The organism is Caulobacter sp. AP07, from assembly GCF_000281955.1.
GTDB lineage: Bacteria > Pseudomonadota > Alphaproteobacteria > Caulobacterales > Caulobacteraceae > Caulobacter.
In genome coordinates this window covers 1-24857 of the sequence record NZ_AKKF01000200.1, presented here as the reverse complement: position 1 = coordinate 24857, position 24857 = coordinate 1, and the positions used below count along the sequence as shown (strand labels likewise).

The 24857-nt window shown below is 69.5% G+C and carries 19 protein-coding genes; 12 read left to right on the top strand and 7 right to left on the bottom strand.

All coding sequences use genetic code 11. The features are described 5' to 3' along the window. Positions 1 to 16 precede the first annotated feature (16 nt). From PMI01_RS17570 to ybaK, 5 genes are all read left to right on the top strand, one after another. The gene (locus PMI01_RS17570) at positions 17 to 3469 is read left to right on the top strand and encodes a glycosyl hydrolase 2 galactose-binding domain-containing protein (protein ID WP_007671886.1); all 3453 of its coding nucleotides are present in this window, start codon (positions 17 to 19) and stop codon (positions 3467 to 3469) included. A gap of 235 nt (positions 3470 to 3704) precedes the next feature. Next, positions 3705 to 6674, top strand: coding sequence for a TonB-dependent receptor (locus PMI01_RS17565; RefSeq protein ID WP_007671885.1), 2970 nt, complete (start codon positions 3705 to 3707; stop codon positions 6672 to 6674). A 65-nt stretch (positions 6675 to 6739) separates the two neighbouring features. Further along, positions 6740 to 8242 carry a tryptophan halogenase family protein gene (locus PMI01_RS17560; RefSeq protein ID WP_007671884.1) on the top strand — a complete coding sequence of 501 codons (1503 nt, stop codon included), beginning with the start codon at positions 6740 to 6742 and terminating at the stop codon, positions 8240 to 8242. A gap of 373 nt (positions 8243 to 8615) precedes the next feature. After that, complete coding sequence (locus PMI01_RS17555; protein WP_007671883.1) at positions 8616 to 11084, top strand: glycoside hydrolase family 3 protein; 2469 nt, start codon at positions 8616 to 8618, stop codon at positions 11082 to 11084. Positions 11085 to 11127: 43 nt separating this feature from the next. Beyond that, a complete protein-coding gene (ybaK, locus tag PMI01_RS17550; RefSeq protein WP_007671882.1) occupies positions 11128 to 11607 on the top strand; it encodes a Cys-tRNA(Pro) deacylase in 480 nt (159 codons plus the stop codon). A 210-nt stretch (positions 11608 to 11817) separates the two neighbouring features. Here ybaK and PMI01_RS17545 read toward each other — a convergent pair whose 3' ends face one another. The 3 genes from PMI01_RS17545 to PMI01_RS17535 form a co-directional block, all read right to left on the bottom strand. After that, positions 11818 to 12093 (bottom strand): YjhX family toxin, encoded by a 276-nt coding sequence (locus tag PMI01_RS17545; RefSeq protein WP_007671881.1) that lies wholly within the window; start codon positions 12091 to 12093, stop codon positions 11818 to 11820. 348 nt (positions 12094 to 12441) lie between these two features. After that, the gene (locus tag PMI01_RS17540) at positions 12442 to 14445 is read right to left on the bottom strand and encodes an AsmA family protein (RefSeq protein WP_007671880.1); all 2004 of its coding nucleotides are present in this window, start codon (positions 14443 to 14445) and stop codon (positions 12442 to 12444) included. A gap of 564 nt (positions 14446 to 15009) precedes the next feature. Then, a complete protein-coding gene (locus PMI01_RS17535; RefSeq protein WP_007671878.1) occupies positions 15010 to 15417 on the bottom strand; it encodes a hypothetical protein in 408 nt (135 codons plus the stop codon). Positions 15418 to 15603: 186 nt separating this feature from the next. On the opposite strand from PMI01_RS17535, the gene PMI01_RS17530 reads away from it, so the two are divergent. The 3 genes from PMI01_RS17530 (at position 15604) to PMI01_RS17520 (ending at position 17579) form a co-directional block, all read left to right on the top strand. After that, on the top strand, positions 15604 to 16245 hold the full coding sequence (locus PMI01_RS17530) for an HAD-IA family hydrolase (protein WP_007671877.1): 642 nt from the start codon (positions 15604 to 15606) through the stop codon (positions 16243 to 16245). 29 nt (positions 16246 to 16274) lie between these two features. Further along, the gene (locus PMI01_RS17525) at positions 16275 to 16562 is read left to right on the top strand and encodes a 4a-hydroxytetrahydrobiopterin dehydratase (protein WP_007671874.1); all 288 of its coding nucleotides are present in this window, start codon (positions 16275 to 16277) and stop codon (positions 16560 to 16562) included. Positions 16563 to 16793: 231 nt separating this feature from the next. Then, entirely contained in the window at positions 16794 to 17579 is a 786-nt protein-coding gene (locus tag PMI01_RS17520; RefSeq protein ID WP_007671871.1) for an SDR family oxidoreductase, read from the top strand. Between the two features lie 49 nt (positions 17580 to 17628). On the opposite strand, the gene PMI01_RS17515 is transcribed toward PMI01_RS17520, so the two are convergent. Then, positions 17629 to 18186, bottom strand: a complete 558-nt coding sequence (locus PMI01_RS17515) for an ActR/PrrA/RegA family redox response regulator transcription factor (protein ID WP_007671868.1) — start codon at positions 18184 to 18186, stop codon at positions 17629 to 17631. Positions 18187 to 18275: 89 nt separating this feature from the next. After that, complete coding sequence (locus tag PMI01_RS17510) at positions 18276 to 19676, bottom strand: ActS/PrrB/RegB family redox-sensitive histidine kinase (protein ID WP_007671865.1); 1401 nt, start codon at positions 19674 to 19676, stop codon at positions 18276 to 18278. A gap of 54 nt (positions 19677 to 19730) precedes the next feature. Between PMI01_RS17510 and PMI01_RS17505 the strand changes: the two genes are divergently transcribed. Next, positions 19731 to 20324 carry an SCO family protein gene (locus PMI01_RS17505; protein ID WP_007671863.1) on the top strand — a complete coding sequence of 198 codons (594 nt, stop codon included), beginning with the start codon at positions 19731 to 19733 and terminating at the stop codon, positions 20322 to 20324. Positions 20325 to 20412: 88 nt separating this feature from the next. Next, positions 20413 to 21669: a polyhydroxyalkanoate depolymerase gene (locus tag PMI01_RS17500; RefSeq protein WP_007671861.1), complete on the top strand. Its 1257-nt coding sequence runs from the start codon at positions 20413 to 20415 to the stop codon at positions 21667 to 21669. Positions 21670 to 21679: 10 nt separating this feature from the next. On the opposite strand, the gene PMI01_RS17495 is transcribed toward PMI01_RS17500, so the two are convergent. Next, positions 21680 to 21991 carry a hypothetical protein gene (locus PMI01_RS17495; RefSeq protein WP_007671859.1) on the bottom strand — a complete coding sequence of 104 codons (312 nt, stop codon included), beginning with the start codon at positions 21989 to 21991 and terminating at the stop codon, positions 21680 to 21682. 106 nt (positions 21992 to 22097) lie between these two features. On the opposite strand from PMI01_RS17495, the gene PMI01_RS17490 reads away from it, so the two are divergent. Next, positions 22098 to 22817: a M48 family metallopeptidase gene (locus tag PMI01_RS17490; RefSeq protein WP_007671857.1), complete on the top strand. Its 720-nt coding sequence runs from the start codon at positions 22098 to 22100 to the stop codon at positions 22815 to 22817. Positions 22818 to 22850: 33 nt separating this feature from the next. Here PMI01_RS17490 and PMI01_RS17485 read toward each other — a convergent pair whose 3' ends face one another. Further along, positions 22851 to 23879, bottom strand: a complete 1029-nt coding sequence (locus PMI01_RS17485) for a saccharopine dehydrogenase family protein (protein ID WP_007671855.1) — start codon at positions 23877 to 23879, stop codon at positions 22851 to 22853. Between the two features lie 105 nt (positions 23880 to 23984). On the opposite strand from PMI01_RS17485, the gene PMI01_RS17480 reads away from it, so the two are divergent. Next, positions 23985 to 24605 (top strand): TetR/AcrR family transcriptional regulator, encoded by a 621-nt coding sequence (locus tag PMI01_RS17480; protein WP_007671853.1) that lies wholly within the window; start codon positions 23985 to 23987, stop codon positions 24603 to 24605. The last annotated feature ends 252 nt before the right edge of the window (positions 24606 to 24857 follow it).

Here is a 24857-nt window from a genome sequence, read left to right as displayed (position 1 = left end):
AGGAGGAGACCCTGTCATGACCACCTTCGCCCGCCGGATTTCACGCCTGTCGCTGCTGGCGTCCTGCGCCTTGCTCCTGACAGCTCAGGCCCACGCCCAGACATCTTCCGTCTACGGACCTTACAACGCCGACCTGCCGCGCGGCGGCGACGGCCTGACCAGGCCCCTGGCCGGCCCGTCGCCCACGCCCCTGCCCGCCGAAGGGCCGTGGACGCTGCAAGGCTGGGTGAAGGTGGCGGCGTCGACCATCGGGCGGGTCGTGGTGGCCGGGGTCGGCGACACGACGGCCGGCGGCCGCTTCCTGGTGCTGGACGACGGCGCCCCGGCCGTGACGGCCGGCGGGTCGGTGGTGAAGGGCCAAGGCGCGCTGAAGCCCGGCGTCTGGCGTCACCTCGCGGCGGTGTCGGACGGAAGCAGAGTCTCGCTCTATCTGGACGGCGCCAAGGTCGGCGAAGGCCCGACGGGCGCCGTCGGCGCGGCGACGGCGGTGCAGCTGGGTCCGCGCAAGCTGGCCGGGACCGCGCCGTTCGGCGGCCAGATCGCCGGCTTCACCGTCGAAGGCCGGGCGCTGAGCGCCGCCGCGCTCAAGGCCCTGGCCGCCGCCAAGCCCGATCCCGACCTGACGGTGTTCGAGACCGGCAGTCCGTCCTGGCCGGTGCAGGTGCGCCAGATGTACGGCCAGGTCGCGCCGCAGGAGGCGTGGACCCGGCCGAAGAGCAAGGCCCCGGTCTCCAGGCCGGTCGCGGTCGCCCCCTATGCCGGTCCCGCCCTGCGCCCCGCCCCGGAGTTCGGCGGCGACCAGGCCTGGATCGTGGCCAGCTGGTCGCTGGCCGAGGCGCCGAAAGTCACGGCTGAAAAGACAGCGCTGTCCAAACCGGGATTCGACACCCGGACCTGGTATCGCGCCACCGTGCCCGGCACGGTGCTGACCACCCTGGTCGATCGCGGCGTCTATCCAGACCCGGACTACGCCCTCAACAACACCGCCATCCCGGAGTCGCTGAACAAGCAGGACTACTGGTACCGCGCCGAGTTCGACGCGCCCGGCGGCCAGGAGGGCCGCCACCAGCAGCTGATCTTCAAGGGGATCAACTACGCCGCCGAGATTTGGCTGAACGGCGAGAAGCTGGGTGAGCTGAAGGGCGCTTTCATTCGCGGCCAGTTCGACGTCACCGGCAAGCTGAAGCCCGGGGCGCGCAACGCCATCGCCGTCAGGGTCTCGCCGCCGCCGCATCCGGGCATCGCCCACGAGGAGTCGCTGACCGCCGGGGTCGGCGAGAACGGCGGAATGCAGGCCCTGGACGGCCCGACCTTCATCGCCAGCGAGGGCTGGGACTGGATCCCCAGCGTCCGCGACCGCAACACCGGCCTGTGGCAGGACGTGGTGCTGCGCTCGACCGGCCCGGTGCGGATCGGCGACTCGCACGTCGTCACCACGCTTCCGAAACCGGACAACAGCGTCGCCGAGGTCGAGATCACCGTGCCGGTCGAGAACCTGACCGGGTCGCCGGTTCAGGCCACGGTCCGCGCCGCCTTCGACGCCGTGGCCGTCGAGAAGGTCGTGACCCTGGCGCCCGGCGCGGGCGAGGTGCGTTTCGCGCTCGCCGAGTTCCCGCAATTGTCGATCCAGAATCCCAAGCTCTGGTGGCCCAACGGCTACGGCCAGCCGGCCCTGCACGAGTTGCGGCTGTCGGCCCTGGTCGACGGCACGGCGTCCGACCGGCAGGACAGCCGTTTCGGCATCCGCCAGATGACCTACGAGCTGTCGCTGATGGAAAGCGACGGCGACCTGCGGCGGGTCGAGGTCGATTTTTCCAAGGCCCGCCAGCTGGGTCAGGACGTCACCGACGGCAGCCACGAGGGCGTCCGCAAGGTCACCGACGGCTGGGCCACCTCGCTGACCCCGGAAGGCGAAACCTCGCCGGCCGTGCGCGACGTGCCAGACACCGGCCTGACGCCCTACCTGGTGCTCAAGGTCAACGGCGTGAAGATCGCCGCCAAGGGCGGCAACTGGGGCACCGACGACTGGCGCAAGCGGGTGTCGCGGGAGCGGCTGGAGCCCTATTTCCGCCTGCACCGGGACGCCCACCTCAACACCATCCGCAACTGGGTGGGGCAGAACACCGAGGACGTGTTCTTCGACCTGGCCGACGAGTACGGCCTGCTGGTGCTGAACGACTTCTGGGCCTCGACCCAGGACTACCAGCTGGAACCGCAGGACGTGCCGCTGTTCCTGAAGAACGCCGCAGACGTCATCGCCCGCTACCGCAACCACCCCTCGATCGCCCTGTGGTTCGGCCGCAACGAGGGGGTGCCGCAGCCGATCCTCAACGAAGGCCTGGAAAAGCTGGTCCACGACCTGGACGGCACACGCTGGTACACCGGCAGCTCCAACCGGGTGAACCTGCAGGGCAGCGGGCCCTATAACTACCGCGAGCCGGAGACCTACTACACCGAGCACGCCAAGGGCTTCTCGGTCGAGGTCGGCACGCCGTCGTTCCCGACCCTGGAGGCCTTCGAGGCCGCCGTGCCGGCCCCCGATCGCTGGCCGATCAGCGACGTCTGGGCCTATCACGACTGGCACCCGACCGGGAACGGCGCGACCAAGAGCTTCATCGACGCCATGACCGCCAAGCTGGGCGCGCCCACCAGCCTCGAGGACTTCGAGCGCAAGGCCCAGCTGATGAACTACGAGACCCACCGGGCGATCTTCGAGGGCATGAACGCCGAGCTGTGGACCAAGTCGTCGGGCCGCCTGCTGTGGATGACCCAGCCGGCCTGGCCCAGCACCATGTGGCAGATCCTCAGCCACGACTACGACACCCACGCCTCGTACTACGGGACGGCGAAGGGCTCGGAGATCGTCCACGTCCAGATGAACTTCCCGGATCACCGGCTGGAGCTGGTCAACAACGGGGCCGCCGCGATCACCGGGGCGACCCTGCGAGCCCGGGTGTTGGGCCTGGACGGCCAGCCGCTGGCCGAGCGTTCGAGCCGGATCGACGCCGCCGCCAACAGCGTCGCCCAGGGCGAGGTCCTGGACCTGGCCGGGCCGCTGGCCGACCAGGGCGCGGTGATCGTGCGGCTGGATCTGGCCGCCGCCGACGGGACGCCGCTGTCGAGCAATCTCTACTGGCTGGCCCGCGACGCGGCCGGTAGCCGGAAGTTGTCGGCGATGACCGCCCAACCGGTGTCGATCGCGGCCAGCGCGGCCAGGGCGGGCGACGAAACGGTGGTCACCGTGTCGCTGGCCAACACCGGCGCGGCCCCGGCCCTGAACGGCAAGCTGACCCTGGTCGACGGCGAGGGCCAGCGGATCCTGCCGGCCTACTACGCCGACAACTACGTCTCGCTGCTGCCCGGCGAACGGCGGACGGTGGAGATCCGCTATCCGGCCGGCCCGGTTGTCGGGGCCAAGGTGGCGCTGCGGGGCTGGAACGTGACGCCGGCCGTGGCCCCGGTGCGGTGACGCCGGGCCGGCCCCGGGACGTGGCCCAAAAGCCCCATAACGAAAGTCAATTTAGGAAAGATATCGACCCGGATTGACAGCGCTGTCTAGTGCTCATAGGTTGAAGCTACCGGCATGCCAAAAAGCCGGACTTCCACGGGAGGATGCGCAGGCATCCCTCAACCTCCGCGTCTCGGCTCGCTCGGCTCCGCTGATCGAGAACGAGAACTGCTGCCGCAAATCAGGGGAATGCATAATGACTACAACGTCTTATCGATCACGCACGGCCTTACTCTCGGCCGCCTCGGCCTTGGTGCTGCTCGCCGCCGGCCAGGCCGCGGCGCAGACCGCTTCGGCCCCCGCCGAAAAACCCGCTGAGGTTGAAGCGGTCATCGTCACCGGCTTCCGGGCCTCGCTCGCCAACGCCCTGAACCTCAAGAAGAACTCGAACCTGATCATCGAGTCGGTCACCGCCGAGGACATGGGCAAGTTCCCGGACCAGAACATCGCCGAGTCCCTGCAGCGCATGCCCGGCGTGCAGATCGACCGCGAGAACGGCCAGGGCACCAAGGTCCGCATCCGCGGCCTGGACCAGAACGTCACGGTTCTGAACAACGACATCTTCGTCAGCGGCCTGGAGCTGTTCCGCCTCTACGAAGGCAAGATCGCCCAGGACAACTCGCTGGAGGGCATCCCCTCGCAGCTGATCGGCGGCGTCGACGTCTACAAGTCGCCGGACGCCTCGCTGCTGGAAGGCGGTCTGGGCGGCATCATCAACCTGAAGACCCGCAACGCCCTCAGCCTGCGGGACGACACGACGATCGCCGGCGACCTCCGCGGCCAGAAGGGCCAGCACGGCGACTGGACCCCGACCGGCTCGCTGGTCCTGGGCCACAAGTTCAGCGACCGCTTCGCCGTGCTGGGCACGGTGTCCTACGACAAGACCGACAGTCACACCGACGTGCTGGCCGGCGAGAACCGCGGCGGCTGGGCCTATGAGAACCGTCCGCAAGGCGCCGGCACGGTCGACGTCTGGTCGCCGGAATACCGCTACGCCACCTATCGCGACCAGTCGCGCAAGCGCCTGGGCGCCTCGGTCAACGTCGACTTCGCCCTGACCGACTCGCTGCAGCTGACGGCCGACTGGTTCCACTCCGACCTGAAGATCCTGACCAGCGAAGCCTCGATCAAGTTCCCGTTCGCCAACGAAGGCGCCACCTATTCCGCGGCGGGCTTCTCGAAGGACACCAACGGCGTCCTGCAGACCGGCACGGTCACCGCCAACTCGGCCGAAGGCACCTCCTTCGTGCAGAACGCCGAGGCCAAGACCGACAACTTCCAGCTGGCGGCCAACTGGGACAACGGCGGCCGCCTGACCGGCAGCGTCCGCGGGGCCTATTCGAAGAGCGACTACACCAGCGACAGCGCCAACAACGACGTCCGCTACACGCAATACACGGTGCGTAACGGCACGGCGGCCGGCTTCGTCCCCAACCCCACCGCCCCGGCGACCTTCACCTACACCTACGCCAACGGCGAGAACCCGACCTTCACCCCGGCCAACCCGTCGCAGTTCACCACCCCCACCAGCGTGTTCGCCAAGTCGCACTGGGTGTTCGGCGAGCGCACGGGCGTCGAGAACACCTCGGTCCGCGCCGACTTCAAGTATCGTCCGGAATTCGGCGAGAACGGCGACCTGCTGATCAGCGCCGGCGCCCGCTACGCCGAACGCAAGGTCGATTCCGACTTCATGCAGCTGCTGGCCAACTATTCCGGCAAGGGCGAGCTTGACGCCCACGCCCTGGGCCTGGGCGACTGGACGCCGCTGGGCTACTTCCAGGACGGCGCGATCGGCTTCAAGTCGTGCGGCCTGCCGGCCGGCACGCCCGGACGGCCCAACTGCGGCCAGACCCCGACCGACGACGGCCGCTTCGGCGCCTCGCCGGCCCTGATCACCCCGTACCAGACGGCGGCGACCAACCCCGAACGCTTCGAGACCCTGACCGTCGGCGGCATCACCGCCCTGTTCCAGAACCGCGACCAGATGAAGAATCCGGTCGGCTGGCTGTCGGCGCTCTATCCCTCGACACCGTTCAAGTACTATCGGGACCCGATCCAGTCCTTCAAGATCAAGGAAAAGACCACCACCGGCTACATGATGGCCGACGCGGGCGGCGCGGATGACAACTACCACCTGAACGGCGGCGTGCGGGTGGTGAAGACCGAGCTGACCATCGACTCCAGCGCCACGCCGACCGTGCCCAACTACTACGGCACCGACGCGTGGAACGGCGTGATCGCCAACCCGGACAACGTCACGACCTCGCGCTCCTACACCGACGTCCTGCCCAGCGTCAGCGGCGTGTTCGACATCAACGACACCGACAAGGTGCGGGTCTCGGCCGCCCGGGTGGTGTCGCGTCAGAACCTGTTCCAGCTGGGCACGGGCTCCAGCTACAACTTCACCCGCAGCTCGACCCCGGGGCCGAACCTCAACCGCTTCCTCTATACCAACGGCAGCGGCGGCAACCCCGAACTCGACCCGTACCGCGCCTCGCAGTTCGATATCGCCTACGAGCGCTATGTCGGCTCGCAAGGTCTGTTCTCGGGGGCCTTCTTCTACAAGAACGTCGACTCGTTCATCCAGACCGACACGGTCTCGCGGACGGTGGCCGACGGCTCGGTGGCGGGCTCGACGACGGGAATCTTCACCCAGCCGGTCAACGGCGACGGCGGCACCATCAGGGGCGTCGAACTGGCCGCGCAATACGCGTTCGCGAACGGCTTCGGCTTCACGGCCAACTACACCTACTCGGACTCCAAGTCGTCCAACTTCAACGACTACGACAAGAACCTGCCGATCCCCGGCGTGGCCAAGCACGCCTTCAACGTCCAGGGCTATTACGAGGGCCACGGGTTCGAGGCGCGCCTGTCCTACGCCTGGCGTGACAAGAGCTACCAGGGCAACTTCGCCTTCGGCGTCGACAACAGCGCCACCGGCGGCGTCGACGACGCCCACTCCCTGGGCACCTGGGAACGGGCCTATGGCCAGCTCGACGGTCAGGTCGGCTACGCGATCAACGACCAGATCAAGGTGGTGCTGGAAGGCATCAACCTGACCAAGGAAGAGACCGGCCGCTACCTGCAGTGGGAAAACCTGCCGTTCCGCTACGCCACCGGCGACCGCCGGATCGTGCTGGGCGCGCGGTTCAAGTTCGGCATGTAGCAGGGCTGGCGTGGCGGCGGGTCGTCCGTCGCCACGCCGATCTCGTTGTCGCCCTGGAGCGCGTCATGATCGACAGAGCCATCAAGTCCATCGCCATCGTCGGCGGCGGCACGGCCGGCTGGATGGCCGCGTCCCTGCTGGCCCAGACGCTGCGGGGAACGGGTTGCGCCATCACCCTGATCGAGTCGCCGGACATCGGCATCGTCGGGGTGGGCGAGGCGACCATTCCGCCGATCCTCGACTTCCTGAAGCTGATCGAGGCCGACCTCGACGCCTTCCTCCAGGCCACCCAGGCCACGTTCAAGCTGGGCATCAAGTTCCAGGACTGGAGCCGGGTCGGCGAAAGCTACTGGCACCCGTTCGGGTCGTTCGGCGTGTCGATCGACCGCCGCCCCTTCCACCATGTCTGGCACAAGGCGCGGGCCGAGGGCCTGGACATGGCCGTGGCGGATTTCAGCCTGGCGGCCGCCCTGGGCGAGGCCGGGCGCTTCGCGCCTCCCGACCCGCGAGCCAGCGGCCCGCTGGCCGGCCTGCGCCACGCCCTGCATTTCGACGCCGCCCTGGTGGCGAAGTTCCTGCGCGACCACGCCGAGCGCCGCGGCGTGCGGCGGCTGGAGCGCGAGGTCGCCCGCGCCGTCCTGCGCGACGACGGCTTCATCGACGCCCTGACCCTGACCGACGGCGGGCAGGTCAAGGCCGACTTCTACATCGACTGCAGCGGCTTTCGCGGCCTGCTGATCGAGCAGGCCCTGGAAACCGGCTACGAGGACTGGACGAAGTGGCTGCCCTGCGATCGGGCCATCGCCGCGCCGACCGCCCACGCCGGTCCGCCCGCGCCCTACACCCTGGCCGCCGCCCAGGACGCCGGCTGGCGCTGGAAGATCCCGCTGCGACACCGGGTGGGCAACGGCTATGTCTATGCCAGCCAGGCGATCGACGACGAGACGGCCTTGAGCGAACTGCTGGCGGCGATCGGCGAGCCCCTGGCCGAGCCGCGCAAGCTGCGGTTCACCACCGGCCGGCGCAAGGCGTTCTGGAACCGCAACTGCGTGGCCCTGGGCCTGGCTTCGGGTTTCCTCGAACCGCTGGAATCGACCAGCATCCACCTGGTGTGCAGCGGCCTCTACAAGCTGCTGGACCATTTCCCGGACCGGGATTTCGCGCCGTCCAACATCGCCGCCTACAACCAGGCCCTGATCGCCGAGTACGAGACCTTCCGCGACTTCATCGTGCTGCACTACTGCGCCACCGCGCGGGACGACACGCCGTTCTGGCGCCACCGGGCCCAGGCGCCGGTCCCGGCCAGCCTGGCCGAGCGGATGGAGCTCTACCGGGCCTGCGGACGGATCAACACCCGGCCCGGCGAGCTGTTCACCGACCTGTCCTGGTTCTACGTGCTCGAGGGCATGGGCCTGCGGCCGCGGGCTCACGACCCGCTGGTCGACGCCTCCGACTTCCGCCAGGTCCGCGCGATCCTGCCGCGCCTGGCCCAGCAGGTCGCCGCCGTCGTGGCGCAGAGTCCCACCCACCAGGCGGCGCTCGACGCGGGCCGGTCCGTCGCCGCCTAGCCCCGGAGGAAGCGCCGAACTCGCATTTCTGGAAAGATACCGGTACCTTTTACATGGACAGCGCTGTCAGCGTGTGGTGAGCTTCACGCAACGAGAGGACCGAGAGGCCCCCGTCGAACAGGGAAGGAAACCATTCACGCCTCCCGTGTCGCGCCCGCATGGCGCGTCGCGGGCGCGTTCAGGATCGACCTTCATCCCGCTCCAGCGCCGCCATGCGGCGGGGATGACGCCTGTCCGGCCGATTTCGGCGGGCAAGCGGCTGGACCCCTTGTCATCGGGGGCTCTCCAACCTTCGGCGCGGCGAAGTTCTCCTCGCCGCGCCGATTTTTTCGCCACGGCGCCGACCGCCGCGCTGCTCTCTCGAAGGTGTTGAATGATCGTCCGCCGTCCGCTCCGTCGCGTCCTGCCTGTGGCCCTCGCGGCCTCGACCGCCCTGGCCGGGGTCGCGGCCTCGGCCCAGACCGCGTCGCCCGTGGCCACGCCGGCCCGCTGGCCCCAGGCTCATAGCCCGGCGGCCATCACCGACCCCAGGACCGAGGCTTTCGTCCGTGACCTGATGAGCAAGATGACGCTGGAGGAAAAGGTCGGCCAGACCATCCAGGGCGACATCGGCTCGATGAAGCCGGAAGACCTGCGGACCTATCCGCTGGGCTCGATCCTGGCCGGCGGCAACTCGGCGCCCGGCGGCGACGACCGCGCCCCGCCCAAGGCCTGGACCGACCTGATCGACGCCTATCGGGCGGAGTCGCTGGCGGCGCGGCCTGGCCACACGCCGATCCCCCTCCTGTTCGGCATCGACGCCGTGCATGGCCACAACAACATCGTCGGCGCGACCATCTTCCCGCACAATATCGGCCTGGGCGCGGCCCGCGACCCCGACCTGATCCGCCGCATCGGCGTCGCCACGGCGCAGGAGGTGGCGGCGGTCGGCGGCGACTGGACCTTCGGCCCCACGGTGGCCGTGCCGCGCGACGACCGCTGGGGCCGCAGCTACGAGGGCTATGCCGAGGACCCCGAGGTGGTGAAGTCCTATGCGGGGCCCATGACCCTGGGCCTGCAGGGCGAGCTGAAGGCCGGCCAGACCCTGGGCGCCGGCCATATCGCCGGCTCGGCCAAGCACTTCCTGGCCGACGGCGGCACCGAGGGCGGCCGCGACCAGGGCGACGCGCGGATTTCGGAAGAAGAGCTGGTCCGGGTCCACGCCCAGGGCTACCCGCCCAGCATCGACGCCGGCATCCTGACGGTCATGGCCTCGTTCTCCAGCTGGAACGGCCAGAAGATCACCGGCGACAAGAGCCTGATCACCGACGTCCTGAAGGGCCGGATGGGCTTCGAGGGCTTCGTGGTCAGCGACTGGAACGCCCACGGACAGCTTTCGGGCTGCACCAACGCCAGCTGTCCGCAGGCGATGAACGCCGGCCTGGACATGTACATGGCGCCCGACAGCTGGAAGGGCCTGTTCGACAACACCCTGGCCCAGGTGAAGTCCGGCGAGATCCCGATGGCGCGGCTGGACGACGCCGTGCGGCGCATCCTGCGGGTCAAGGTCAAGGCCGGCCTGTTCGAGCGGGTCGCCCCGACGACCCAGGGCCGGTTCGACCGGCTTGGCGCCCCCGACCACCGCGCCCTGGCCCGCGAGGCGGTGGCCAAGTCGCTGGTGCTGCTGAAGAACCAGGGCGTGCTGCCGATCAAGCCCGGAGCCCGGGTGCTGGTGGCCGGGGCCGCCGACGACATCGGCAAGGCGGCCGGCGGCTGGACCCTGACCTGGCAGGGCACGGGCAACAAGAACAGCGACTTCCCGCACGGCCAGTCGATCTGGGCCGGCCTGTCGGAAGCGGTGGCGGCCAGCGGCGGCCAGGCCGAGCTGGCGCCGGACGGCAAGTTCAAGACCCGGCCGGACGTCGCCATCGTGGTGTTCGGCGAGGACCCCTACGCCGAGTTCCAGGGCGACGTCGCCAACCTGGGCTACCAGCTCGCCGACAAGACCGACCTGGCCCTGCTCAAGGCGCTCAAGGCCCAGGGCATTCCCGTCGTCTCGGTGTTCCTGTCGGGCCGGCCGTTGTGGACCAATCCCGAGATCAACGCCTCGGACGCCTTCGTCGCCGCCTGGCTGCCGGGCAGCGAGGGCGGCGGCGTGGCCGACGTGCTGGTGGCCGGCAAGGACGGCAAGCCCAAGCGCGACTTCCAGGGCAAGCTGGGCTTCTCCTGGCCCAAGCGCGCCGACCAGGGCCCGCTGAACCGCGGCCAGTCGGGCTATGACCCGCAGTTCGCCTATGGCTACGGCCTATCCTACGCCCACGGCGGCCAGGTCGCGACCCTGCCGGAGGACCCGGGCCAGGTGGCGGCCGCCGGCAGCGTCGACCGCTACTTCGTCGCCGGTCGCGCCCCGCCCCCGTGGATGATCGACTTCCTGGGCGCGGGCAGCGTCAAGGCCGTCGACGCCGGGGCGCAGGAGAACGCCCGCCAGGCCGTCTGGACCGGCCAGGGCATGCTGGCCATCCATGGACCGCCGGCCGACCTGTCGCGGCAGACGACGGGGGACATGGCGGTCCAGGTCCGCTACCGCGTCGACACCGGCCCCGCCAAGCCGGTGACGATGAGCATCGGATGCAGCGACGACGCCTCGTGCGGCGGGACGCTGGACGTCACCCCGCTGATGGTGAAGTCCGCCGGGGCCGAGTGGCGCAGCGTCAAGATCAAGCTGTCCTGCTTCCAGGCGGCGGGCGCGAAGATGGACCACGTCACCGCGCCGTTCGTGATCGGCACGGACGGACCGTTCGCCCTGTCGGTCGCCGAGGTGAAGCTGGCGTCCAACGAGGGCGACGCGGTCTGTCCGAAGTAGAGGGGTCTGGCGAGCGTGCGGCGGGCTTGGCTATAGTGACGCCATGTCCCGCACCACGCCCGCGACGCTCGCCCTGGCCAAGGCCGGCGTCGATTTCACGGTCCACGCCTACGACTACGACCCCGATGCGGCGAGCATCGGTCTCGCGGCGGCGGAAGCGCTGGGCGAGGACCCCGGCCGGGTGCTCAAGACCCTGATGGCCCTGGTCGACGGCAAGCCGGTGCTGGTGGTCGCGCCCTCTGACCGCGAGGTCGCCATGAAGAAGCTGGCGGCGGCGGTCGGCGGCAAGTCGGCGACGATGATGAAGCCGGCCGACGCCGAACGGATCAGCGGCTACAAGGTCGGGGGCATCAGCCCGTTCGGCCAGCGCAAGCCGCTGCCGGTGGTGATCGAGGCCGACGCCCTGGCGCAACCCTATGTCTACATCAACGGCGGCCAGCGCGGCCTGCAGGTGCGGCTCGACCCGAAGGTCGCCGTGTCCCTGCTCAAGGCCGTGACCGCCCCGGTCTCGACCGCGTCCTAGGGTCCGTACTCGATTGAACGCTTGGATTCCTGAGCGAAGTCAAAGCTCTCAATAACAGTTGTCATCCCGGAAGCCTCGCAGAGGCTGTCCGGGACCCAGGGGCCGGCGCAATGCGGTTGCCCTGGGTCCCGGCGCTTCGGCCCGCTGCGCGGTCCTACGGCCGGGATGACAACAGGTGGGTGGGCGCCAATTGAGTCCGAACCCAAGACGCTACCAACCGCGCGCGGTCACCCGGTTGTCGAGCTGGGAGCGCAGGTTGACCGCGCCCGACCGGGTGATCCGGTAGGGCGCGCCGCCGGCACTGGCGATGAACCGGCGCTTCTTCAGGGCCTTGAAGACGGCGAGCGTGCAATCGGACAGACGCCAGCCCTCGCGGGTGAGGCAGTCGACGCCGACGACGCGGCCCTGGTCGTCGCGCAGGAGTTCGATGCGGGCGCCCTGCGCCAGCGCGTGCAGCGTGCGTTGCTGCGGCTTGGAAATGTTCAAGGAAATGGTCCGAGGATCGAGGCGTGAGAACGCTCGCTCTGGAGCCTCTACGAGGCTCCGGGCCCTCAAGTCTGGACGCGCCAAAGGCGCGTCCGGGCACGGCAAGCGGACGGATCGGGGCCTGATCGACTTACGAACCGAGGTTCGGAGCCTTAGGCCCGGGCCTCACACACAATCTCGGACATAAAACCACCGTTGGAGGGTAGATGCGGATCGTACCGCATCTTCACCACGCGTCATCCCCCGACGTGTTCGGGGGACCCAGGCCGAGCCGGCCTGTGTCCGCACGGCAACGCCGCATGGGTCCCCCGCATGAAGCGGGGGATGACGGACGAGAGTGGGACGGACCTACTTCTTCACCTTGGCCGGCGTGGTCTGGGCCACCCTGACCGGGGCGCCGTCGCCGCGCGCCTCGGCGATCAGGCTGGCGCAGTCGGCGTCCTTGGCCTCGCCGCCGGTGACGAACGGCAGGATGGCGGCCAGCGGCGAGAGCAGCGTCCCCAGCGCCACGGCGACGCCGCTCTGGGCCACCGCGCCGCCGCTGTCGAGCCCGACCTTCGGCGCCAGGAGCGGCCCCTTGATCTGGATCGGGATGAACAGCCGCACCAGGCGCGGCTTCTTGCTGTCGCCCTCGATCCGCAGGTCGAGCCGCTCGTTCCGGAGGTCGATCGCGCCGCTGCCCTTGGCCAGCACCACGCCGGTGTCGGCGACGATCCGATTGGCGCGCATCACCCCGTCCTTGACGCTGAAATCGGCCACCGCGCAGCGGACGCTGGTCTGGCGGTTGTCCTTGCTGAGCAGCAGGATCAGGCCCTTGGAGGCATTGACCCCCAGCAGCTCGGCGAAGGCCTGGCGAATCTCGCCCCTCGGCGAGACGATCGTCACCTGGCCATTGGCGCTGGAGGCGGCGCGATGCACCGAATTTCCGTAGCCGGTCAGCCGGGCGCGCGCCATCACCCCGCCCTCGATCGCCGGCTGGCCACCGCTGCGGATCGGAATGAAGTCCTCCAGCTTGGCGTTCGTCAGGCGCAGGTCGAGATCGGTGCGCGGCGTCCCGGGATTGGCGTCCAGCCGCACCTTTCCGGCCAGGTCGCCGCGCGAGAAGGTGAAGGCTATCGGGTCCAGGGTCAGCACGCCTTTTTCGAGCGTCAGGTCCACGCGCACCTTCTTCAGCGGCAGGTTGGGCGCGTTGACCGCCAGGGCGCGGTACCTGACCTTGGCGTCCATGGCCCGCACCCGTTCGACCTGCAGGGTGGCGTCGGGCAGCAGGCGCTGGGTGGCCTCGCGCTGACTGGCCTCGATCTTCTGGCCGGCCGAGGCGGTTTCGCCGCGCCCGGTGGCTGGAGCCGCACCGACCAGGCTGCCCACGTCGTCGAAGTCGAGGCGGCGCGACCGCAGGTCGGCCTCGAGATAGGGCCGCTGGCGTCCCATCAGCGCGAACAGGTCGCCCGCAACGTCGCTGTCGCCGACCCGGCCGGTCAGTTTCCTGAAGTCGAAACGCTGGCCGTCGCGGGTCAGGTGGCCGTTGATCCGGTAGGGCGGGGTGTTGGGCAGGGCCAGGCCGGTCAGGGCGTAGAGGCGGTTCAGGTCGGCGCCCGAGACGGTCACCTGGGCGTCGAAGCGGCCGAGGTCAAACGGCCTGGTGACCCGGCCCTTGGCCAGCACCCGGGTCGAGCCGGCCTCGACCCGGGCGTCGAACGGATAGGGTCGGCGCGGCGAGATGTTCAGCAGCGGGCCGCCGGTGACGACGGCGGCGAACGGCGCGCGGTTCAGCTGGCCCTTGCCCTCCAGCACGAACCGGCCGCGCCCGTCGCCGGTGGCCTGCTCGTTGGAACTGACCGTGCCGAGGAAGAAGATGTCTCGCCGCCGGTCGTCGTAGCGCAGCGCGCCGTCATTGATCACGAAGTGCTGGATGGCCGGCAACTTCAGGGGCCTTGGCGGCGCCTTGGGGTCGCCGAACACCCAGTTGGCGCGGCCCGACGCGTCGCGCAGCAGGCGCACGTCGGGCTTGTCGACGACCAGCAGCGGCAGGATCACCTCGCCCCTCAGCAGGGGCAGCAGCTTGATCCGCACCGCGATGCGATCGACCGCCGCCATCGGCTTGCCGGCCCCCTCGCCAGTCTTCGGATCGCCGGTCTTGGGGGCCGCCCAGTCGGGTTGGGCGATGCGAACGCCGTGGGCCTCGGCTTCGGGCGACAACGACCAGGGATGGACCCTCAGGTCGCCGGCGATCACCACCTCGCGGTTCAGGCGCGCCGAGGCCATCCGGCCCACCGGTCCGCGGAGCCAGTTCCAGTCGAAGAGGATCAGGAAGGCGACGGTCACGGCGAACAGCAGCGTCGCGCCGATCATCCCCCAACGCGCGCCGGGCGGCAGGCCGCGCCAACGCGCCGCGACCCTGCCATGCCAGGGCGCGGCGGCGGGTGCTGACGTTGGCGACGGGGACGACAGGGCGGAACCTCCGGCTACCCCTCCACAACGCGTGGAGGGGGTCCTAGTGTCCCGAACCCGGCCCTTCGCCCCCCCTAGTAGACGAGCCTCAGGCTGCCGACGGCCACCGCCGCCAGCAGGAAGGCCACGATGGCGACGACCTCGTAGGTCTTGAAAAGCGGCCCATTAGGCGATCGCATGATGGTAGTCCCCCGTCCCGATTTGATGCGCAAGCCCCCGCTTGCCGCAATCTCCGGGCCAAAACCCCGCCCGAAAACGCTCTAGAGCGCTTCCCGACCTGATTGCATCAGGCCGGGGCTCTAGATTTTTGTTTTGGCGCATTTTCTTCACGCGAACCGGAATCCACTTCACTCGAAAATGCTCTAGAGCGCTTCCCGACCTGACTGCATCAGGCCGGGCGCTCTAGCCTTTTGTTTTGGCGCATTTTCTTCACGCGAACCGGTATCCACTTCGTTCGAAAACGCTCTACGGCCGCTTGCCCGGCCAGACCAGGAAGCCGGCCTCGTCGCGGCCGGCCACGCGGTAGGTCGGGTAGGGCGGCCAGTACCCACGGCCCTCGCCGCCATGGGCTGGGCCGTCGTAGCGGCCGCCGTAGCGATCGCCGCGCGGCGGTGGGCCCTCCTCGACGTCGAGCGGCAGGCGGCCATAACCCCAGCGGTCGAAGTCGCTCCACCCGCCCTCGCACTCGATGCGCTCCCAGCGATAGGCGCCGCCGGGGCCGGTGACCCGGCGGACCACGCACTCGCCCGGACGGGTGTCGGCCGGCAGCAACTGGGGATCGAGATAGAGGCCCGGACGATCATGGGCCATGACGCCGCCGCCCAGGCCGGCGGCGAGGATCAGGACCAGGGCGACGATGCGGCGGCGGACCATGGCGAACACTCCAGAAGGTTAACAAACCAGAGGCCGGTTCGATGCGCCGCCGGTTTCACCCGCAACGCGAGCGGCGCCATCGGCGTTGCTCCGGGTTTTTGTTTTCGCATCGCTTTTGCGGAAAACCGGTCTCCACTTTTCCGCACGATGCTCTAGCGTGCGATCAAACAGTTGTTTGAGGCGACCATGGCGATCGAAGCGGTGATCTGGGATTTCGGCGGGGTGTTCACCACCTCGCCCTTCGAGGCCTTCCGGCGGTTCGAGGCGCGGCGCGGCCTGCCCGCCGACTTCATCCGCGCGGTCAACGCCACCGATCCCGACACCAACGCCTGGGCGCTGTTCGAGCGCTCGGAGATCGACGCCGCCGGCTTCGACGCCATGTTCCTCGAGGAATCGACTCGCCTGGGCCATCCCCTGGCCGGCGCCGAGGTGCTGCCCCTGCTGTCGGGCGACATCCGGCCGCGCGTCGTGGCGGCGTTGCAGACCTGCAAGGCGCATTTCAAGGTCGGCTGCATCACCAACAACGTGGTCACCGGCCACGGGACCGGCATGGCGGGCTCGGCCGAGAAGGCGGCGGCCGTCGCCGAGATCATCGGCGCGTTCGAGGTGGTGCTGGAAAGCTCCAAGGTCGGGGTGCGAAAGCCCGATCCGCGCATCTACCTGATGATGTGCGAGGCGCTGAAGGTCGCGCCCGGGTCTTGCGTCTATCTCGACGACCTGGGGGTCAACTGCAAGCCGGCGGCGGCCCTGGGCATGACCGCCATCAAGGTCTCCACCGAGGCCCAGGCGCTCGAGGACCTTGCGGCGGCGACCGGTTTGGCGTTCTGACTGGAGAAAACCTCGAAGCAGGAGCCGCCATGTCCCGCCCCGCCAAGATCGGCGCGCCCGCCGCCCTCGCCCAGCTCGAAGGCTGGGCCGCCGTGTCCGAGAAGGACGCGATCAGCAAGACCTTCAAGTTCGCCGACTTCAACGCCGCCTTCGGCTTCATGACCCGCGTGGCCCTGATGGCCGACAAGCTCGACCACCATCCCGAATGGTTCAACGTCTACAACCGGGTCGAGGTGGTGCTGACCACCCACGACGCCGACGGGGTCAGCGAGCTGGACGTGACCATGGCGCGGTTCATGGACGGCGTGGCGGGCTGATCCTCTAGTCCCTCCCCCTGTGGGGGAGGCGATCGCGTAGCGATCGGTGGGGGGAGTTACGGATCGTCGATCCGGGCTGTGGCAATCTCCCCATCACTCCCCCCTCCGTCGGCTGCGCCGACCCCTCCCCCACAGGGGGAGGACCTTGGTGCGCCGCCCACCGTTTCCCCCTTCCGCTCCGCCCCCATCCAGTTCAAACTATCGTTTGAATTATAATCGGGAGGACGCCGCATGGCGCAGAGCACGGGCCGGGTCGCCGGCAAGAAGGCCTTCATCACCGGGGGGGCCCAGGGCCTGGGCGCCGCGGCCGCGAGGCGGCTGGCGGGGGAAGGCGCCAAGGTCTGCGTCGCCGACATCAACCTGGCCGGGGCCCAGGCCGTGGCGGCCGAGATCAACGCCGCCCACGGGGCCGGCACGGCCTTCGCCTTCGAACTGGACGTCACCAGCGAAGAGCAGTGGATCGAGGTGCTGGAAGAGGCGACGCAGGCCATGGGCGGCCTGTCGGTGCTGGTCAACAACGCCGGGATCGGCGGCGACGGCCCGCTGGAGAGCCTCGACTTCGGCCTCTGGAAAAAGGTGATGTCGGTCAATGTCGACTCGGTGTTCCTGGGCGCCAAGCACGCCCTGACCCACATGCGCGCCCACCAGCCGGGCTCGATCATCAATCTCAGCTCGATCGCCGGCCTGATCGCCAACGGCAATTCGCCGGCCTACAACGCCTCCAAGGCGGCGGTCTGGCTGCTGAGCAAGAACATCGCCCTCTACTGCGCCAAGCAGAAGCTGGACATCCGCTCCAACTCGATCCACCCGACCTTCATCGACACCCCGATCCTCGACGGGTTCACGGCGCGATTCGGCAAGGAGGAGGCCCATGCCAAGCTGGCCCGGCAGGTCCCACTGGGCCGCATCGGCGAGCCCCTGGATATCGCCAACGCCGTGCTCTACCTGGCCAGCGACGAGAGCAAGTTCATGACCGGCGCCGAGATCAAGGTCGACGGCGGCATCTCGGCGATGTGAGGAACAACGCTTGGGGACATGCGCATGCGCATGTCCCCATAGGCAAGCGCTACCGCGGCGCGCGCTTGGCCAGGATCCGCTGCAGGGTCCGTCGGTGCATGTTGAGACGGCGGGCCGTCTCGGAAACGTTGTGGCCGCACATCTCGTAGACCCGCTGGATATGCTCCCACCGCACGCGGTCGGCGCTCATCGGGTTTTCCGGCGGGACCGGCGCGGCGTCCTTGGCGGCCAGCAGGGCGCGGGCCACCTCGTCGGCGTCCGCCGGCTTGGAGAGATAGTCGACCACCCCCGCCTTCACGGCCGCCACCGCCGTGGCGATGTTGCCGTAGCCGGTCAGCATGATGATCTTGGCGTCGGCGCGGGCGTCGCGCACCGCCTCGACGACCTTGAGGCCGGTGCCGTCCTCGAGACGCATGTCGAGCACGGCGTGGGCCGGGGCATGACTTCGCAGGGAGCTCATCGCCTCGGCGACCGAAGCACAGAGCGTCACCGAAAACCCTCGTTGTTCGAGGGCCCGGCCCAGACGGGTCCGAAGGGGCGCGTCGTCGTCCAGCAGAAGCAAGCTCTTGTCCGGCAGGGCCGAAACCAGTTCACCGATGTCCGCCATGAATTCAGCGCCTCCCCGCGCCAATACTCAACCGGGTGTCGTACTGGGCATCTTGTCGCCCGATTCCGGATCGCTGCAAGTCTTTCATGTCACGCACCCATGAAGCCCGGCGCTTCAAGCGCCGATCGTGGCCAACGCGCCGCGACCACCGCGCCGCCACGTCGACCGTTCTTGAAATCCACGGTGGCGCCAGTTCGTTCCAACAGCGTCTTGGCGATGAAGAATCCCAGGCCCATGCCGATGTGGCCCGTCCTGGAGCCTTCCGCCCCCGGACGGGAGGTGACATAGGGCTCGCCGAGCTTGGCCAGCACCTCCGGCGAGAAGCCGGGGCCGTCGTCGCGCACCTCGATCACCACCGCCCTCGCGTCGAACCGGGCGATGACGATGACCTCGGCGCGGGCGAAATCGACGGCGTTCTCGACGATCGAGGTCAGGGCGTGGATGATCTCGGCCCGCCGCCAGATGTCGGGCGCCGCCTCGCCGGACGGGCCGTTGACCACCGCCTCGACCCGCACCCCGTGGATCATGTGCGGCTCGATCGTCTCGTGGACCAGCTGGACCAGGCTCATCCGCTCGTGCACGGCGTCCTTGGCCTCGGGCATCTCGGTCAGGCGTTGCAGGATCTCGCGGCAGCGGGCGGCCTGGCCGATCATCAGTTCGGCGTCCTCGCGGGTCTGCGCGTCGGGGGCGTTGCGGACCATCTCGCGGGCGACCACCGAGATGGTGGCCAGGGGCGTGCCCAGCTCATGGGCGGCGGCGGCGGCCAGGGCGCCCAGGGCCGACAGCCGCTGTTCGCGGGCCAGCACCGTCTCGGTGACGTTGAGCGCCAGCTCCATCCGCGCCGACTCCGTCGCCGCCTGCCAGGCATAGGCGCCGGTCAGGGCGATCCCCAGCACCCGCGACAGCACGATGGTCATCTGGGTCAGGAAGCCCGGAACCGCGCCGGGGCCCGCCGCGGCCCGATAGGGCAGCGGCATGTGGACGAAGGCCAGGATCACGCAGACCGCCACCGCCAGGACGCCCATCGCCGCGGCGAACCGGGCCGGCAGGGTGGCCGCCGCCAGGGTCACGGGCGCGATCAGCAGCAGGGAGAACGGATTGATGATCCCGCCGGTCAGGTAAAGCATCCCGGCCAGCTGCAGGATGTCGAAGGCGATCTGGGCCGTGGCCTCGCCCTCGCGGGCCATGCGCTGGCCGCCGAACGCCAGGCCGATCAGCACGTTCAGCCAGCCCGACAGGGCGATCAGGCTGAAGCACAGGGCGTAGGGCACCTTGAGGTCCAGCACCACGCCGGCGAACAGCACGGCGATGGTCTGGCCGGCCACCATCAGCCAGCGCTGGGCGATCAGGGTGCGAACCCTCAGGCGGCCACGGCGCAGCCCGGGTCCCGCCCACGACCAGTCCTCGTCTTGCGCCGTCTCCGCGTCGGGCTTATCGAGCCCGGTCCGAGGCGAGTCATGCGGCGCATTCCTGGAAGAAGCGTCTGCCATGTCGCACCATAGAGCTAGATTTTCCCGTCTGGCGAGAGCGAAAGGTTCAAGGCCATGCCGCGTCATCGCGTAATCGCCATTCTGGCCGGCCTGGCGGCCGTGCTTCTGGCCGGCGGCCTGATCTTCAAGGCCGGCGTTTTCAAGTCCGCCCCGCCGCCGGCGGCGGTCGGCGGGCCGTTCTCGCTGGTCGACCAGGACGGACGCCCCACCACCGAAGCGGCGCTGAAAGGCCAGTGGAACGCGGTGTTCTTCGGCTTCACCTACTGCCCGGACGTCTGCCCCGGCACCCTGCAGGCCCTGGCCGCCGCCAGCGACCAGCTGGGTCCCAAGGCCAAGGACCTGAAGATCGTCATGATCTCGGTCGATCCGGGCCGCGACACCCCCGCCCAGATGAAGACCTACCTGTCGGGCGACTACCTGCCCAGGAACACCCTGGGCCTGACCGGCACGCCCGAGCAGGCGGCCGCCGCCGCCAAGGCCTATCGCGTCTACGCCAAGAAGGTCGGCGACGGTCCCGACTACAGCATGGACCACTCGACGGCGGTCTATCTGGTCGACCCCAAGGGCCGCTTCGACCGGGTGATCGCCTACAATCTGCCGCCCGAGGAGATCGCCCGGCAGATCAAGGACGCGATGGCGGGGCGGTAGCCGGGAGACGACCTCATAGCTCTACCGGAAGGCGGTACTTTCTGGCGCTGCGGCATGTTATGCTGCATCGCAACATACTGGATCTCCCATGCTGTACGCCCTGCACGAGGCGAGTTTCTACGCCTCCACGCCCCTTCGCCTGGCGGCCCGCGCCGCCCGTGACTTCTGGGGCTCGGCCCTGAACCCGGCCGCGAACAGCGATCTGGGCCGCCGCATCCACGCCGGCGCCGATCTGTTCTCGAACGTCACCCGCCGCTACGGCAAGCCGGCCTGGAACATCGACACCGTCAAGGTCGGCCAGGTCGACGTACGGGTGCGCCCGACCGTGGTCTGGGAAAGCCCGTGGGCGCGGCTGGTCCAGTTCGACCGCGACATGTCCGACATGCGCCGGGCCGGCAAGTTCTCGCTGGACCCCGCCGTGCTGATCGTCGCGCCCCTTTCGGGTCACTACGCGACCCTGTTGCGCGGCACGGTCGAGGCCTTCCTGCCTGACCACGCGGTGTTCATCGTCGACTGGGTCAACGCCCGCGAGGTCTCGGTGCTGGAGGGCCGCTTCGATTTCCACGACTATATCGACCACATCCGCCAGATGCTGGGCGTCATGGGCCCGCGCCCCAATGTCGTGGCCGTCTGCCAGCCCGGACCGCCGGTCCTGGCCGCCGCCGCCCTGATGGCCGAGGACAACGATCCCTCGCGTCCGGCCAGCATGACCTTCATGGGCTCGCCGATCGACGCGCGCCTGTCGCCGACCGTGACCAACAACCTGGCCGAGGAAAAGCCCTTCGCCTGGTTCCAGTCCAACATGATCTACACCGTGCCCGCGCCCTATCCGGGCATGGGCCGGCGCGTCTATCCGGGCTTCGTGCAACTGGCCAGCTTCATGAGCATGAACGCCGAGAAGCACCAAGACGCCCACCGCCGCTACTTCCAGGACCTGGTCAAGGGCGACGGCGACAGCGCCGACAAGCACCTGGAATTCTACGACGAATATCTGTCGGTGCTCGACCTGACCGAGGAATTCTACCTGCAGACCATCGACATCGTCTTCCAGCAGCACCTGCTGCCGAAGGGCGAGCTGACCCATCGCGGCCGGCTGGTGAACCCCGAGGCGATCACCGACATTGGCCTGATGACCGTCGAGGGCGAGAACGACGACATCTCCGGTATCGGCCAGACCCAGGCGGCGCACACTCTGTGCTCGGCCCTGCCCGAGGCCATGAAGGAAGACTACGTCCAGCCGAACGTCGGCCACTACGGGGTGTTCAACGGTCGCCGCTTCCGCGAGGAGATCTATCCGCGCGTCCGCGACTTCATCCGCAAGAACGACCCGAACTTCCAGAGCTGAGGCTCGCGGCTCAGCTGAACCCCGCCACGATCGCCGCGCCGAGCGCCAACAGCATGGCGCCGGCCAGCAGGAGGTTCAGCGCCAGGCCGGCCAGGAAACCGCCGAGCCCGGGCCTGAGCCCGATGGCAAGGACGGCCAGGAACAGGCTGACGATCAGCTGCGCGCGCCAAAGCGGGGCCTGCGGCTCCCAGATCGGGCGGGACGGCCAGTCGATCCAATGCAGATAGACGTGCAGGGCGCTGAGGGCGCAGACCAGATACCAGACCGTCAAGCGCCAGCGCCTGGCGCGCGCCCTGGCGCTGTCGGGATCGATCGCCGCCATCCTCGTCTCCACGGCCCGGCATCGCGGGACGGATCATCGGGCATACTGGGGTCTGGTCAAGATCGCGCGTCTTGCGCGATGCACGGCGAGGGGCGATCTAGAGGACATGAATCTCTTCCGCCCGCAGCGCTACGCCGACGGTGACCGGTTGGACGTGCGCGGCTGCGCGGTGCGGCTGAAGGTCGACGGCCGGGCCCGGCGGATCTCGCTGCGGGTCGACCGCGCCAAGTCCGAGGTGGTGGCCCTGGCCCCCACCCCGCGCCGCCTGACCGAGGCCGTGGCCTTCGCCCACGAGAAGGCCGAGTGGATCGCCGGCCAATTGGCCGCCCTGCCCGGCCGCCAGGTCATCGCACCCGGCGGAACCCTGCGCCTGCTGGGCAAGCCCTACCGCCTGGAGGTCGGCCCCGGCCGGCCCAGGATGACCGACGAGGCGCTGATCGCTCCCGACGACGCGGCCTGGTCCCTGCGCATCCTGCGCCTGGCCAAGCGCGAGGCCCTGGCCCGCCTGACCGAACGCACCGCCCACCACGCCGCCGCCCTGAACCGTCCGACGCCGTCGGTGGCCATCGCCGACCCCAAGGCCCGCTGGGGCTCCTGCCGCCCGGCCCGCGCCGGCGCGCCGGCGGCGATCCGCTACAGCTGGCGGCTGGTGCTCGCGCCCTACGCGGTCGCCGACTATGTCGCGGCCCACGAATGCGCCCACCTGATCGAGGCCAACCACGGGCCAAGGTTCTGGGCGCTGTGCGAGCGGCTGGCCGGCGATCCGGCCCCGCACCGGGCCTGGCTGCGGGCCCACGCGGCCGAGTTGCACGCCATTTCCGCCTGAGATGGCGTGCAGCTCGGCCGGTGCGATCGGCGATCAGGACAACAGGATATCGGGGGCCAGCGCCGCCAGGAAATCCCGGGCGTCGAACAGCGCGCCCGGCGCGAAGACGCCGCCCCGCGCCGTCGAACCGTTCAGCACTCTCTCGACGGCCTCGATCACCAGGGGCGCGGTGACCGCGTAGATGTCCTGCCCGTGGGCCGCCGCCCGGCGCACCGTGCTTCCCTGGCGGACTTCGACCTCGACGCGGAACGTCTGCGCCGAACGTCCGGACGCGTCGGCCGGGACCGGCGGCGGCGTGGCGGCGTCGCGAAGTTCGCGCAGCGGCGCGGTGTTCAGGTAGCTGTGGAGCTCGGACACCTGGAGATGGCGGCCGATCAGGATCGTCTCGGTGAACGGCAACTCGACCATCTCCTGCGCGCCGAAGGATCCGGTGAACGACCAGACGATATTGGGGGCCGGGTCGGCCAGCGGCCGCAGCTCCCCCTCGGAGAGCGTCAGGCGACGGGCCGTGTTGCGCCGCCCGGTGACGCGCGTCCCCTCGGTCGGCTGCCAGCTGTCCAGGGCGATTCCGACGCGGGCCTCGTCGGCGCGGGTCCAGTCGCCCATCGCGGCCGTCGCCAGCAGGTCGCCCAGGCCGCCGTAGAAGCCCATGGCCGGAATGACGACGACGCCGGCCTCTTCCGCCGCCGCCGAATGGCGCTCGAAGACCGCCTGGGCGCTGCCCTGCTCCGCCGTCACGTCGAGATAGTGGATGCGCGCCCGCAACGCCGCCGAAACCAGGGGTTCGGCCGTGTCGAGGAACGGCCCGGCGCAGTTGATGACCGCGCCGGCCCCGTCGAGGGCGCGAGCCAGCGCGGCGACGTCCCCGAGGTCGGCGACCTCTCGCCTGACGTCCGCCGGAAAGTCCGCCCCCGCCAGCTTCGCCGCGTCGCGTCCGATCGCGATGACCGCGAACCCGCGTCGCGACAGCTCCGCAACCACGAAGCGGCCCGTATGGCCGGACGCCCCGTAAACCGCGACCGTGGGCCGGACGCTCCCTGCCGTTGAAGGGTGATCGTTCATGATATCCTCGCGCTACAGACCTGTCTGTTCGCATCAGATACAGACAGGTCTGTAGCGCGTCAAGCCGAGACCTGCTATTCTCCGTCCATGCAAGGAGAACAGCGCATGAGGACGGAGCAGGAGGCCGGGCGGCCTGGCGAGGAACCAGGCCAGGTCGACGTACGTGAGCGGATTCTCGAGACCGCCTCCGACCTCTTCTACCGCCGGGGCGTGCGCGCGGTCGGCGTCGACACGGTCGTCGAGGCGGCCGGCGTCGCCAAGACCAGCCTCTATCGGTACTTCCGCACCAAGGACGACCTCATCGCCGCGTTCCTGCGGCGGGAGGACGAGGACTTCTGGGCGCACTGGGACGGCGTGGCGGCGCGCCACGCGCAGGACGGCGAGGCCGAGCTCGAGGCGCACATGGCCTGGATCGGCGAGCGGGTCGGCCGGCCCCATTATCGCGGCTGCCCCCAGCTCAACGTCGCCGCGGAGTTTCCGGAGGAGGATCACCCCGCCCGGGTGGTGGCCCGATCGCACAAGCAGCAGCTACGCCACCGCCTGCGGGGCATCGCCGAGCGGGCTCGGGTCAACCGGCCCGACACCCTCGCGGCCCAGTTGTCGGTGGTCATCAATGGGGCGTTCGTCAGCTCCGAGGTTCTGGCCGACGACGACGCGACGTCGATCCTCCTCCAGATGACGCGCGCCCTGGTCGCGGCGGCGCGGAACGATCATCCGGGGGCGTAGGCGGATCGGAGAAGGGCGCTCGCCCCCCTACCACTGGCCTCTCCCTCCCTCACGGAAACTCCCTCCCCCCTGGGGGAGGGTGGCCTCCGAAGGAGGTCGGGTGGGGGTCCGGTGCAGGGCGTCTTTGGGGCGGCGCGTTCCTGAAGCCCTCTCCCAAAGGGAGAGGGTTTCGTCCAGGCCCGCACGCTGATTTGGCCCAACCCGCTGAAATCCCTCAACCCACACCCCGCCGGTCCTCCCCTCCAAAACCCG